13 protein-coding genes and 2 pseudogenes are annotated in these 13,591 nt (G+C 52.4%); 7 read left to right on the forward strand and 8 right to left on the reverse strand.

Going from position 1 to position 13,591, the window contains the following annotated elements; all coding sequences use genetic code 11:
- Positions 1-77 precede the first annotated feature (77 nt).
- Complete coding sequence (locus DJ69_RS02375; protein WP_099254143.1) at positions 78-1,031, forward strand: dihydrodipicolinate synthase family protein; 954 nt, start codon at positions 78-80, stop codon at positions 1,029-1,031.
- 117 nt (positions 1,032-1,148) lie between these two features.
- Here DJ69_RS02375 and DJ69_RS02380 read toward each other — a convergent pair whose 3' ends face one another.
- Positions 1,149-1,922, reverse strand: a complete 774-nt coding sequence (locus tag DJ69_RS02380) for an IclR family transcriptional regulator (protein WP_099254144.1) — start codon at positions 1,920-1,922, stop codon at positions 1,149-1,151.
- Between the two features lie 478 nt (positions 1,923-2,400).
- On the opposite strand from DJ69_RS02380, the gene DJ69_RS02385 reads away from it, so the two are divergent.
- Entirely contained in the window at positions 2,401-3,648 is a 1,248-nt protein-coding gene (locus tag DJ69_RS02385; protein ID WP_099254145.1) for a mandelate racemase/muconate lactonizing enzyme family protein, read from the forward strand.
- 150 nt (positions 3,649-3,798) lie between these two features.
- Here the strand turns inward: DJ69_RS02385 and DJ69_RS02390 are convergent, their stop codons facing one another.
- On the reverse strand, positions 3,799-4,875 hold the full coding sequence (locus DJ69_RS02390) for a mannonate dehydratase (RefSeq protein ID WP_099254146.1): 1,077 nt from the start codon (positions 4,873-4,875) through the stop codon (positions 3,799-3,801).
- Between the two features lie 188 nt (positions 4,876-5,063).
- Here DJ69_RS02390 and xacF point away from each other — a divergent pair, with 188 nt between their 5' ends.
- Positions 5,064-6,512: a 2,5-dioxovalerate dehydrogenase gene (xacF, locus tag DJ69_RS02395; protein ID WP_099254147.1), complete on the forward strand. Its 1,449-nt coding sequence runs from the start codon at positions 5,064-5,066 to the stop codon at positions 6,510-6,512.
- A 349-nt stretch (positions 6,513-6,861) separates the two neighbouring features.
- Positions 6,862-7,818 (forward strand): DUF7260 family protein, encoded by a 957-nt coding sequence (locus DJ69_RS02400; protein WP_099254148.1) that lies wholly within the window; start codon positions 6,862-6,864, stop codon positions 7,816-7,818.
- On the opposite strand, the pseudogene DJ69_RS19150 reads toward DJ69_RS02400, so the two are convergent.
- The 6 genes and pseudogenes from DJ69_RS19150 to DJ69_RS18170 form a co-directional block, all read right to left on the reverse strand.
- Positions 7,805-8,457: pseudogene (locus tag DJ69_RS19150) on the reverse strand (site-specific integrase); the annotation flags it as partial. The gene DJ69_RS02400 and the pseudogene DJ69_RS19150 sit on opposite strands and share 14 nt — an antisense overlap.
- 22 nt (positions 8,458-8,479) lie before the next feature.
- Positions 8,480-9,063: pseudogene (locus tag DJ69_RS02405) on the reverse strand (IS6 family transposase).
- Positions 9,045-9,680: an IS6 family transposase gene (locus DJ69_RS02410; protein WP_099254149.1), complete on the reverse strand. Its 636-nt coding sequence runs from the start codon at positions 9,678-9,680 to the stop codon at positions 9,045-9,047. The pseudogene DJ69_RS02405 and the gene DJ69_RS02410 overlap by 19 nt, the downstream one beginning before the upstream one ends.
- Before the next feature lie 275 nt (positions 9,681-9,955).
- Positions 9,956-10,762 carry a hypothetical protein gene (locus DJ69_RS02420; RefSeq protein ID WP_099254150.1) on the reverse strand — a complete coding sequence of 269 codons (807 nt, stop codon included), beginning with the start codon at positions 10,760-10,762 and terminating at the stop codon, positions 9,956-9,958.
- 72 nt (positions 10,763-10,834) lie between these two features.
- The gene (locus DJ69_RS02425; RefSeq protein ID WP_099254151.1) at positions 10,835-11,116 is read right to left on the reverse strand and encodes a helix-turn-helix transcriptional regulator; all 282 of its coding nucleotides are present in this window, start codon (positions 11,114-11,116) and stop codon (positions 10,835-10,837) included.
- Positions 11,117-11,250: 134 nt separating this feature from the next.
- Complete coding sequence (locus DJ69_RS18170) at positions 11,251-11,565, reverse strand: hypothetical protein (RefSeq protein ID WP_180271697.1); 315 nt, start codon at positions 11,563-11,565, stop codon at positions 11,251-11,253.
- A gap of 260 nt (positions 11,566-11,825) precedes the next feature.
- On the opposite strand from DJ69_RS18170, the gene DJ69_RS02430 reads away from it, so the two are divergent.
- The 3 genes from DJ69_RS02430 (at position 11,826) to xseB (ending at position 13,306) form a co-directional block, all read left to right on the forward strand.
- Positions 11,826-11,993 (forward strand): DUF1931 domain-containing protein, encoded by a 168-nt coding sequence (locus DJ69_RS02430; protein WP_099254152.1) that lies wholly within the window; start codon positions 11,826-11,828, stop codon positions 11,991-11,993.
- A gap of 74 nt (positions 11,994-12,067) precedes the next feature.
- Complete coding sequence (gene xseA, locus DJ69_RS02435; protein WP_099254153.1) at positions 12,068-13,120, forward strand: exodeoxyribonuclease VII large subunit; 1,053 nt, start codon at positions 12,068-12,070, stop codon at positions 13,118-13,120.
- Between the two features lie 3 nt (positions 13,121-13,123).
- Positions 13,124-13,306 (forward strand): exodeoxyribonuclease VII small subunit, encoded by a 183-nt coding sequence (xseB, locus tag DJ69_RS02440; RefSeq protein ID WP_099254154.1) that lies wholly within the window; start codon positions 13,124-13,126, stop codon positions 13,304-13,306.
- Positions 13,307-13,591 lie beyond the last annotated feature (285 nt).

A 13,591-nucleotide genomic window follows, 5' to 3' on the forward strand; every position in this document is an offset into this window, starting at 1 on the left:
AACTCAAATCGTCACGTATTGGATGACTACTCTTCTTAGTCGGTGGATTTATTTTTGTACCACTATAGATTCCATTCATGGTATTGTCAACCAATAAGGTGCAGGAGCACCTTCGAGGTGTAGCGGCCGGTCTCCTGTCGCCTTTCGATGACGACCTCGAAGTAGAGTACGACAAAATCGGAGCGAATGCGAAGAGTCTCTACAGTGATGGAATCAGAACCTTTCTTGCAACTGCAAACATCAGCGAATACCACTCCCTCTCACAGGAGGAACGAATCTCAGTTGCTGAATCGGCGATCACGAATCTTCCGGAAGATGCCTGCGTGCTCACTGGCGTTGGGGGCAGCACTTCGAACGCTCAAGAACTTATTCGTGGGTATGAATCAGTTGGAGCTGATGCGATGATGATTATGCCCCCAGATCATACGTACTTGCATGAGCAGGGCCTTCTGCGATACTACGAGAAACTTGATGCGATTACTGACCGCCCTCTTGTTCCATATGTACGTGGTTTCGACCCATCTGTAGAATATCTCAAACAACTCACACAAATTGACGGAGTAGCTGGCATCAAATATGCTCTGAAAGACCCTGTCAAGCTCGGTCATGCAGTAGATGCTGGTAATGACGATGTTGTCTGGGTGGATGGCCTGGCCGAACCGTTCGCGATTTCATTCTGGGCAGAAGGTGCCGAGGGATTCTCTGCTGGCGTCAGCAACTTTCGTCCTGAGGTCGGTCTAGAACTGTTCGATGCTCTCTCCGCGGGTAAATGGGAGCGAGCAAGAAAAATACGGAATGCCTGCCTTCCGTTCCAGAACTTCCGAGATGAGATTGGCAAAAATAATGAGATAGAAGGAGCAATTAGCGTCCCAGCAGTGAAAAAAGGCCTAGACCTATCCGGACTCCACGGTGGTCAGGTTCGCGAACCAATTCGGCCACTTTCTGCGGCTGATGAAGATCGAGCAGAAAAACTGTACAATCAGCTTGAGAAAGATATTGGACGCCTCAAAATCACCGGTGCGGTTCAGTGAGGACAATTCCCACCTACAAAATTGAAGCTAGAGTAGCTTCGATTTGGTTGCCACAGTAGATCAACTGATTGGGAATTTTGTCGAAATAAATCCGAACGATTGCCAATATGAGTTTACTTAGGAGAATTTTGTATTGAGCTCAATAATATTTGCAGCTCGCTGGACAGCCTCTGCCAGTTCGCCGTGGAGTCGTTCGTCGGTAACTCGGCTTGAAGGACCTGTGATGCTAATTGCCCCAAGTACCGTTTCACCGTCTCGAACCGGGGTTGCAATACACCGAAGTCCATTTATATTCTCTTCATCATCTATCGCGTAACCGTTCTCTTCGATTCGGTTGAGTTCCTCGTGTAATTCAGTAGGGGATGTGATTGTCTCGCTTGTTTTGGCCTCGAATTCCATCGATTGAATGATCTCTTCAGTCCGGTCTTCGGGTAAGTATGTGAGGATCGCCTTCCCAAGCGATGTAGAGTACATCGGCTGTCGCATACCGACTTGCGAAACTGTTTCGACAGACTGCTCGCCCATCGCTTTATGCAGGTATGAGACTTTTCCATATTCTTCGATACCAAACTGTACAATTTCGCCGGTTTCATCGACCAGTTCGTCTACTTGGCTCTTTATCACATCGTAATTCCCAACCTGATTTTTGACGTTCTCCGCCATACTAAGAATTTGGAGACTCAGGCGATACCCAGCGTCTTTTTTGACGATCAGCTTTCGGTCTTCCAAGGTTCGAAGATGGCTGTGAATAGTGCTTTTAGAGTGATCAAGGTTTCTCGCGAGATCTGTGACACCACTCTGCCCTTCCTCCTGTAGTACATCGATAATATTGAGAGCGATCTCGACTGATTGTATTCGTCGGCCGCCGTCGGTCTTGTGTGTGTTTGCCATATAGAATTGATTAAAGACCAACCGTATAAAATTGTTCCCGTCTTGGGAACCTTTAACGTTGGATTTGTATGTCTCATGATTATATTGATACTCGTATTGTCGATCGCTACCGAAATGAGAGGTGATATTGGTCTGAGATAAGCCAAGAATACTCTCCTACTCATTACTGTTCTGTTCTCGGGAATCTTCCTTAAACACTGTAATTAGCCTAGAGTAGTTCTATAACTGCATTCTATCAATCATCATATAAATATTTATATATAATAATTTCTAGGATTACATCAGTATGACTGTAATGACTACCGTGACACGTATTACAACTCTACACTTGTAATGGATCGGTAGAGGGGAATCTGACATTAGTGTTTTAAATTTCAGCTGGTAATGTGGCTACCGTGCTCGTTTGAATCAGCACAGGTGATAAGTAATGATAGAAATTTAACCAAATGGTTATATACCTTCGAACATCCGTCCGAGTATGCACATTACCGAGATACAGGCGTTCGCGCTCTCATCGCCTATTGATCCGCCACAGGAACGTCACTTCCACGGAGGAACTCGTCGTCTACTGAAACGAGATGTTGTACTTGTAGTTGTGGAAACTGCCAGTGGACTACGGGGTGCAGCCACCGCAGGTGCAACTAGTTCGTCGATGCGAGAGTATTTTGAGGGCGACTCTCAGGGAACGTTTGCTGATGTTCTGGAAAATGAAGTCGCTGATGCGTTGGAGGGGGCAGTGGTCGAGGATATTATCGATGCCCATGAATTAATTGAGGAGACAAGCTTATCAGATCGGTTGATTACAAAGGCTATCTCATCAATTAACGTGGCCCTCTACGATATTCGGGGGAAGGAACTAGGAACTCCCGTCTACGAACTTCTCCATGATCAATATGAGGACCCGCCAGAGCCGACGACAGAACTGCCACTCTATGCCAGTTCCGGGATGTACATGGATCCGGAAGGTTTCGCTGAGCAAGCGTGTCTTGTTGAGGAAGCGGGCTTTTTCGGTTATAAATATCGACCTGGGATCGGACCTGATGCGGATCGACAAACGATTGATCTCGTTTCTGATGCGCTCAATAAAACGGAGATGATGCTTGACTCTCATACATGGTGGAAATTAGAAGACAGTTACGAGGAGGACACAGTTGATGCCATCGTCACATACGCCCATGAGAACGGGGCCTATTGGGTCGAAGAACCGGTTGCACCTGATAACTACAGTGGGTACACGCGGTTAGCTGAAACCGGTGCGGCTTTGGCCGGGGGAGAAAGCGAACAATCCCCAGAGGGATTGCTTTCGCTTGGGAAGACTGGTGCTGTTGACTTTCTTCAAGGAGATGTTCGTCATCACCGGGGCTTTACCGGCTGTCAGAGGGCGGTTGAATTCTGTAGAGGGCGAGATATCAAATTTGTTCCACATAACTTCGGTACGTGGTTAGGCCTACTCGCAAACGCTCATCTCGTTGCGGCTGCTCCTGAAGTCAGCCTTGTAGAGTACCCAATCTTCGAAAATGACCCACTTGTGGACGCCTCTGGCGACCCCGGGATGTATCAATTCGATCTCGCATTCGATCTGGTGAAGGGCCAGCCGTCGATGCAAAACGGCCAACTCACTGTTCCTGATGACCCTGGACTTGGAGTCGAAATCGATCTGGACGTTGTTGAGGAATATCCCTTTATCGAAGGTCCATGGACTGAATTTCATTACAACAGACAATAGTCACTGACACCTCTGCGTTCACTCTCTCAATCAGGGTGGAAGATAGAAGTCTTAGAGGAAATGAATATATCTCCGCAAGGTGTGTAGAAATCCCACCTGCATTATTCAGTTCTAATAGGTAGGACAGATAGAGGAGGGATTATCTCTCAATTAGTTTAGTTCATACTCACCGACTTTCCGCTGACGGGACGTCCGAACAGTATCAATAACGCCACGAAGATATCCGACTGTAAAACCGCGTGCACGGTGTTGCCAATCATCATCTCCTTGCATTTTCGGCACATGGTCCGGAATGACCGGGCCATCATATCCGACATCATGAAGAGCCCTGATTACAGTAGTAGTTTCGAAGTTCCCCATGTCGACAAAGGTTTCATGAAATGTTGGGACCGTTCCAATTACATCTCGGAAGTGGATAAAGACAATTTCATCGCGCTCGCCAAACCGTCGGATTACCTCCGGGATATCTTCGCCCATTTGAGAGAAACACCCCAGACAGAGCTTCAATCCATGGTTATCGCTCGGAACGAGATCCATGGCTTTCTCGAAATTTTCGATGTTACGGAACAGTCTCGGGATTCCGCCAAGCGACTCTAATCCGGGTGGATCAGCGGGATGTAGTGCAAGATCTACGCTTGCTTCCTCTGCGACCGGAAGTGTCTCTTCAAGGAACCGTTGATAGTACTGCCAGAACTCCTCTTCCGTATACTCTCGATTGATACCGGGTGGGAGCTCATCCGGATTGTCGAGCTCATCATAATCGAAAGCCGTAGCTTCGGCGCCACCGCGCGTCTGCACAGGGTTGGTTCGCATCGGAACTACACTCCGAGGATTCCACTGATAGCCCAATATCGGAATATCAGCCTCTCCAAGATTCCTGATTAGAGTCTTGACCTGTTCAATCGCCTCAGTTGCGCCGTCCCGGTCGAACATAATATCGCCGTACATCGAATACGGCAACGATTGGATACCCGCAAACGAGAGTCCCGCATCCTCAATATGGCTTCTCGCAGCTTCGAGTTCCGACACGGACGGAATCTGATTTGGACCCACTGCAATAGTATCCGTCCCGTCACGATCGTTGAATTCGTCTGGTTCTTCTTCGGTGTCAGCATGGTCTACGAAGATGTCTGTCGCACCTAGTTGTTTGATGTACCGCAGTCTAGATTTTGCAAGTGATCGGGTTCGAACGCCTACTCGAACACTAGAATTGTTATTTTGACACACACTATCGTGGATCTGTTCTACCTACTAAATTATTTCGAACGATTGCCCGTTCAGCAATTCGATAAGTTGGTGTTCTAGATTAACGGAACTGGTATCCGAGAGTCATCAGTTAGAGCTCTCCCCCGGAAAGTCAGGTAACAGATGATGAAACCGTAAGAATGGTATAGGAGGATAAAGACCATGTTCATATGCCGGTTAGTAAGCAAAACTACGTTAACGGAGAGTGGGTCTCCTCAGACACAGGTGAGACCTTTGATGTCAAGAATCCTGCAAATCCCAGCGAGACAGTCGCGAAATACCAGCAGTCCAGCCGCGACGACGCGGCCGACGCCGTTGCCGCATCTGTTGCCGCTCAGGATGAGTGGGCGAATACGCCCGGTCCGGAGCGTGGCCGAATCCTCCACCAGGCGGGGACGACCCTTGCCGGGCGAAAAGACGAACTCACCACCATTCTCGTCGAGGAGGAGGGGAAGGCGCGCCCAGAGGCAGCCGGCGAGGTGCAGCGCGCCATCGACATCTTCCACTACTTCGCGGGGAAGGCGTCTGACCTTGGGGGCACCGTGAAAGGTGCCAGCGGTCGAGACACAACGCTCTACACACGCAAGGAACCGGTCGGTGTCGCGGCGCTGATCACCCCATGGAACTACCCCATCGCCATCCCGGCGTGGAAGCTTGCGCCTGCGCTTGCAGCGGGTAATTCGGCAGTTATCAAGCCAGCCAGCGCTGCTCCGGGCGTCGTCCTCGCAATCACAGAGGCGTTAGACGAAGCCGGGCTCCCGGACGGCGTGTTCAACGTCGTGACCGGTCCCGGAAGCTCGGTGGGCAACGAGTTCATCACGAGCGAGGGGACCGATGTGGTTTCCTTCACCGGCAGCGGGCAGGTCGGCGAGATGGTCTACGATCAGGCCACGGACGCCGGCAAGCGGGTCCAGACCGAGATGGGCGGCAAGAACCCCACGCTGGTCACCGACTCGGCTGACCCCGCGAAAGCCGCCGAGATTGTCGCAACCGGCGGCTTCGGGACTACCGGGCAGTCATGTACTGCGTGTTCCCGTGCCGTCGTTCACGAGGACGTATACGATGAGTTCGTCGATGAACTCGTCGACGCGGCCGAGGCTATTGACATCGGACCGGGGCTCGACCACGAGATGGGCCCGCAGGTCAGCGCCAACGAACTGGAGTCGACGCTGGAGTACATCGATATCGCTCGCGACGAGGGCGCGACGGTTGCGGCGGGCGGCGGGAAGCCTACCGGTGAGGCGGTTGAGACCGGCCACTTCGTCGAACCGACCGTCCTGACCGATGTTGATAACGACGACACGATCGCGTGCGAGGAGGTCTTCGGCCCGGTCGTCGCCGTCATCAAGGTCAGCGACTTCGACGAGGGGCTCCACGTCGCCAACGACGTCGAGTACGGACTCTCGGCCAGCGTCGTCACCGACGACCACACCGAGGCCAAGCAGTTCATCGACAAGGCCGAGGCCGGTGTCGTGAAGGTTAACGAGAAGACAACCGGATTGGAGCTTCACGTTCCCTTCGGTGGGTTCAAGCGCTCCTCCTCAGAAACGTGGCGCGAGCAAGGCGACGAGGGTTTGGAGTTCTATACCATCGAAAAGACAGTCTACGACAACTACTAACGGCGGTTGCGTGGCAGTTCAAATTGGGATTGAATGGTGAGATGTGGCGTTTTCTAATAGAGGAAGTCACCCATCAGTTCTGGTGGGGAATGCTCTCGCATTTGCCCCGTTTTCACCGTGCGGACACGTCGAACGTTTTGAGAAATTCGAAGGAAACTGCTTAAACAATACTGACATCTCGGTCACCGATAGTGACAAACGAATCTTCCGTACGATGATTTCACAAGGCCGCTGGGCACATACCACCTCAGCGTCCTATCTGCTCTTTGGTGTGACAATCGTTTCATCACACCTTTATCGAAATATGGAGCCACAGGATATTTATTAGTAGTCTTTGTTATTTACACACATGGCCCCTAGACTTATATCGGTGACAACATTTCGGATTGCGGACACCGACGCAGCGGTGGCCGGGTGCGAGAGTCTCACCTGTAAGCTCGTGGAGGTGGTGACCAATCCCAGCGTTGTTACAGGCCTCATGCTTACCGGACTGGCAGCGCTGATCGCGCTTTCGTACGTGCGTGATGCGACCGGAAAATGCCGCCGCGAGAAACGACGTGTACTGGACGAACGTGATGCATTCTCGGAGTTTGCTGATCGCGTGGCAGCGCTCGATCTTGGTTCGGTGCCATCCCTGACCCCGGACTCGGGCGGTCCGGTCAGAAGGTTCCATCGGACGACGGAATCAGGGAAACCGGTCAGTATCACGTTACAGCGGGTGATATCAATATACAGGGAGACGGTGATGTCGGTAACGCATTATGAAAGAGAATACGACGAGACGGTATCCGAGAGCCTTACGGCCGAGCTCGGTCCAGACACGGTAATGTCGCTAGCGGCGAACAAGAACCTCTCGCCACCCGCCCAGAACGCGCTCGTGTCTCGCAGCCGCGAGGCGGCGGATGCACGTGACTCGCTGGCAGACGCAATCGAGGTGGAATTGGACGCGTTGGCCGACGTTGAGTCGGAGCTGTCCACAATCGATCGGCGTCGTCGCCGTCTTATATCTCATCTTGATGAGGTCAACGTCGACGAGACTGGTGCAGCCCTCGACATCTGGCACCAGCTTAACGATCTTGAAATCGAGACGGAAAAGGTGGCTACAGAACGGCAGCGGTCCCTGCGCAACTCGCCGATGCAGATCGATACCGGAATCGTCGATACTGGTGAGATGGCATTTTATGACTATTTATACGGATCCACCGACGGCCCTAGCCACCCCGTCCTGGCACAGATCGCCGATCTGACTGCAGAGATTCGCGACAACCGCGATCACGTCGCCACCCAGATCGCTAACGGTGACTAATGGCACTAGAACCTGTAAAATTTCTTTTATTTGAAGGGTCCATCTCTCGAATGTCTTCCGTAGCGACATCGCCGATTTTATTAACCTTAATATATGGGTGCCGTTCCCACATCTCCCCCAAATTACCGAGATATTGAGCCGCGACGACACCCGAACGCGTGAACGAGGACCTCACTCATCCCACGGCAGCCGCCGTGTGGAGCAAGGTGATCGTGTTTCGGACGGCCGATGCCAATCTCTGCAGCCTCAAAGCAACGCTGAAGGATTGATCCTGCGCCGTCCGTCATGATCGACGGCGGCGAACATCCTTGTCGAGTGCCAACAGGAGGTCCCAAGCATACGCAGCACGTCGCTCGTCAATTGCATCCGACCGCTCTCTGCGGTCGGCTAGCTATTCCTGCACGAGCCCTGCAAGCGTGCGTTGGTCGAATGACGGGAATACCGGACGGTGTTCGGCCGGTGGTCCCATGAGCTGCTGGTAATCCGCAGCGGCGCAATTACCGGTTCGAGGAGATCTGCAGCGTCCTACTGTTGTTTTTTCCGATAGACATCGATACTCTCGTCGTCAAACGAGATATTCTCCCAGCGAACATCACGTCGGCGCGGGTCATCCGGGTTCCGAAGCAACACTTCAACTTGTCGTGTTAACTTAAGCATGATTCTACCAGACGGCGTAGGCTTGCAACCACCTCTCTGCGGTCGGTGGATCAACGTGGCTGAAACAGTTTGAAAACGAAGGGGTTCATCGTTCTACTTCACTAAATATACATTCGACGGGATTTCTAAAGCCGTGTTGTTCGACGCGGGAGCTGTAGTTTTCGCGGCGGAGCCCACCGATCAGATCGTCTGCGTCATCGACGAGGAACAGCGTGTCTTCGATATCGTGTTTCTCAGCCAATTCAGTGAGAAATTCTCGTGCGATCGGGATCGTATATGTCGGAAACAGCCGTGAATGAAGGATTCTATTCGTTTCTGGATCGACGGCAGCGTACAGCCAGTACTGTTCGTCGTTGATTCGGATCGCTTTCTGATCGACCGCAACGCGATCCGGGCTCTCACCGTCAGCTGGCTGTAGATCGGCTTTCTGTACCCAGTTGTGAACAGCGACCCGACTTCGATCGACACCCAATTCCTCAAGAAGAATAACTGTATTCGAGAGTGATAAACCAGCAAGATGGTGGCGAATACCCTTTTTATAAGCTTGCGGGGTGTCCGCTCCCTCGTGTTCAGATAAGCTGGTTCCATGCGAACGCGAACGATCTGAGCCACTTATTAGCAGTTTCTGCTCCGGCGTTGCTGAAACAGTTTAAGAAACTGGTAGTTCTCCGTTTTACCTCACGAAAGACACGTTCGACGCTATTCCGATTTCCATGTCGTTCGTATCTGAAATCGAGGTTGTGTTTGTCACAGGCTCGGTGAAGTGGAACCGCGCCATCAACGAGGAAGATCGCGTCATCTACGTCGTGTCTTTCACAGAGTTCCGCGAAAAACTGATCTGCGATCACGTTCGTTCTTGTCGGCTCAAGGTTTGTATGGAGTAAATCGTTTGAGTCGGGATCGACGGCGGCGTACAGCCAATATTGTTCATCGTCAAGCTGAATCACAGTCTCATCGACCGCAACGTGATTCGGACACCGACCAGATTCCGGCTGTAAATCGGCCTTGTGAACCCAGTTATGAACGGTAGATCGAACCCGATCAACACCGAATACCTCAAGAAACGAAACAGTATTCGAAAGAGATAATCCAGCCAGATGGAGCTGAATACTGAGCTTCATCAACAGTTTCGGTGTTGCTTCTCGCTCCACAAACTCTAAGTTGATCTCGTCTAAACAGCCGCTGAGGCGGTCGTTTTCGGGCATAGATCACTTTGAAAACGCACCGCCTCAGTTTTCAATCCTTATCTGAACACCGTCGTCCGCTCTCGCTCCACAAATTCCAAGTCGATCCACTCGGTAGACTCGCTGAGGCGGTTAGATTCGGACATGGAACATTCGAACCACCGACCGCCCCTTTCTTAACTTAACACCGCGCTGTTTGTCATAAACTAAGCGATTCGTGAGTCTCCTGTATTGACCACAACCGGGTTGAAATATATCAAGTTCTGATGATTTCAACGGAGTCACAGCAGCACACCTCATACGATTCCCAATCCGTTTGCCAGCGCAAGGCTAGCGATGGCTGCTAATCCGCCCGATATTACTCCAGCCTTGAGGCTCTGGCGGCGAAGATGACTGCCGAACTTATCGAATCCCTGATCGGAAAGCGTCAGCGGCGTCTCGTCACTTCCACCGAGCACGGGGGTGCCCTGCTCAAACGTGACTTCCCCACGGACGGCCAACTTTTCGCCGTCAAGGACAGCTCTCGCCTCGAAGTACCCATTGTCCGGACTTTCACCAACGGCGTCTGCATCGAAGACATCGTCCATATCGGCAATAGGGATGAAAGCCCGGTGTTCGTCTAACTGAATGTATTGCGACATCCAACTCAGCTTCGACAGCGGCGTCGATACCTGCCACTCCGGAGACACCGTCGTGACATCGCTGCTGTTGTGGGCCTTGGCCAACCAATCTGTGTCGATACGGATTTCGTCTCGCCCGTCGTCGACAGTGAACGTGCCCGACTCCACCCCAGAGGCGTACGTGATCAAATTCGATCTTTCGTCACCGTAATTATGACTCTCGTGCTCCGTAAGCCGCCACACGTACGCGCCAATCGGATGCTCCTCACCAATCGGCAGGGACTTGCCCAGTGGCGGTGATTTCTTTACCTTCACCGTCCCCTCAATAGCGACTGTCTCGCCGCCGACAAGCGTCGGTGGACGTTCCTCATCGGCTGTCGACACTGACCGGTAGAGCATGCTGGCAGTGAACGCTCGGGAACCAAACCACAAGCAGCCGGCAAGCAGAACTAATCCGATGGTAGTTCTCACCACCTCGACCATACTCTTAGCATCGCGCGAACGTCTTTATATACAACGAGAAGTCCACCAGAGTAAGTCTGTGTGGCTTGATTCTCAGTTGTTGTGGTCAATATAGTCGGCTTCCCATTCAGCCCGAGCCTTGATCTCTCTGGTACCTCGACGGGTAGTGGTGTACTCGTTGGTTCGTCGATCGCGCTGACTTTTTTCGACAAGTCCCTTCTCAACGAGTGTGTCGAGATTTGGATAGAGCCGACCATGGTGGATCTCCTTTTCATAGTAGTCCTCAAGCTCGTCTTTGATCGCGAGCCCATGTGGGTCATCAAGGCCGGCAATTACGTACAGCAGGTCCCGCTGAAAGCCAGTGAGGTCATACATATCACAATATTCGTATTCAAGTTTTGAAATACTACTGATCTGGCTTTGTTGAAATCATTCGCAATTGATAGTTTCGCACCCTCAATCGCTCAGTACAGGTGATGTACGTATCGTACAGTTCAGAGATATATTTCTCAGTCGTGGGTTTGTACCGAGTCTGATCTGTTCTTACCCCTTCTAAAGTGGCGAACTCCATACTCCGTTCCACCTGCGACAAGAGCCAGTGCGACCACGATGATCCATCCAGTCATATACCAACCGAACGGTGTGGGATCAACGGGAGTTGGAGTAACAGGTGGGGCAACATACACAGACCATGTTCCATACGCCGAGACAGTGAGTGCCCCTGCAACGATGAAAGACGGGGTGACGAGCCGCTTCGTAATCAGAAGCAGAGTCGGTATCGCTCCGAGCAACACAGCGCCGATACCGTTGTAGACGAGGAACAAATCAACGCGCGTCGTGAAACCGAACCGTATCCAAAGCATCCCTGCGATAGAGAGATGCAGAAGACCACCAAACAGAGCGAGGCCAAATAGGCGACCCCGGAAGGGCATACCCTAACAGACCACCTCAGCTATCAAGTAATCTCCCCTCAAGGAGCGTAATCGAGAACGCAAAAAGAGCGGCTCTAACTCTGGAGATCGTCCCGATCTCCGCCTGAGAACTTCGAACCTTTATATAGTGGACAGGAGAACTCTGCGATGGAATGTCTGACCTAATCGTCAAAGCAGCCGTGAAGGACGCACTCTCGGATCACAACGTCTCGGCGGATTTCTACGATGCCCTTAACGAGGAGGTCGCCGAACTGCTCGACGACGCTGCGGAGCGTGCTGAGACCAACGGCCGGAAGACGGTCCAGCCTCGCGACCTGTAGACCGGGGTATCACAGCAGATCCGTCTTTCGGACGTAGCTTTTTGAGGTTCTTGTCCAAAAGTTACCAGACGTGTATGGCAGAGGCACCGGATACTGAACGGCAGGCAGTCGAGCCTGAGTCAGGAGACGTCCTCAGTGTGTCACAGCTGAACGACCGGATCGCATCGGTCGTCCAGGACACGCCTGCTCTCAACGGCGTCCGCTGTATCGGGGAGGTCACCGACCTCCACCAGAACAGTACGGCGCTCTATTTCACTCTCACTGACGGTGACGCCGAGCTCCCCTGTATGATCTGGGCGAACCGCTACCGGGATATGGACGCCGATCTTGAAGACGGCACTGAGGTCATCCTTGAGGGAGATATTGATTACTGGGTCGAAGGTGGGAAAATCGATCTCAAACCATGGGAGGTGATCGTTGTCGGCGACGGTGACCAAGCAGCTGCCGTTGAGCGACTCCGAAGGGAACTCGACGAGCGTGGCTGGTTCGACGACGAGCAGAAACAGCGTCCGCCGGCGTTCCCGGAGCGGGTCGGTGTCGTAACTTCACTCCGGGGCGACGCTCGCTACGACATCCAGAGCGCGATCCACGAGCAGGACCCCACCGTCGACATCTTGGTGAAGGATGCGACCGTCCAGGGGTCAGAGGCACCGACGTCCATCGCGAACGGGATTCACCATCTCGACCGCTCGGAGGACGTCGACGCGATCATCGTCGGCCGTGGTGGCGGGAGCGATTCGAACCTTCAGGCGTTCAACACCGAGCGAGTCGCAGAAGCAATCTTCACCGCGAACACGCCGATTGTGACCGCTATCGGCCATACTGACGACCGGCTAATCGCGGATCGGGTAGCGGATATGGCCGCGATCACACCCACAGCGGCCGGCGAGTACATCGCGAAGTCTCGGAATGAGTTCCTCGCCAGCGAAATCGACCCACTTGAACAACAGCTTGAGGCCGCCTACGAGACCTTTGAGCAGGCGCACGAACACGAACAGGAACTGACCGAGGCCGTTGAGGAGGCGACCGCTCCTGAGGGGCTGTCGCCGGTCTACTACAAAGCCGCAATCGCCGTGCTACTGGTGCTGTTGCTGTTCATCACCGCACTTTGGCTAGGGGTGATCTAAATAATGGCGAAAGACCCAGAGATCAACCGTCGGGTCGACCAGGTCGAAGAGATCATCGACCAGCTCGATACGGGTGACGTATCACTCGAGAAGGGTGAGGAATTACACAAAGAAGGAAAAGCTCTGTTGAACAAAATCCGTGAACAGCTCAACGAGGATGAGGGAACGATACTGGAGATTGAGTAGTCACTGAGAGGGTCGGGGCAGTCACCTCAACTGATCAAAAGCCTAGCTTGGGTAATTCCGTCTAGACCCTCTAAGACCAGATGCTATTCTAGCGTTTATTGAAGTTTAAATTGGGATTATATCGGATTAATCCTAGTTAACTAACGATTTTCACTTAATTCCTCAGAAGTATCGACCACCGTGCGCCAACACACAGTGTCGGTGGCCAAATCCACACAAATATGATTACCAGATCGGTGACCATCGAAGAGATTGACGATCTATACTCAGTACCTCACAAAGCAC

The sequence above is a fragment of the Halorubrum persicum genome (assembly GCF_002727125.1).
Lineage (GTDB): Archaea > Halobacteriota > Halobacteria > Halobacteriales > Haloferacaceae > Halorubrum > Halorubrum persicum.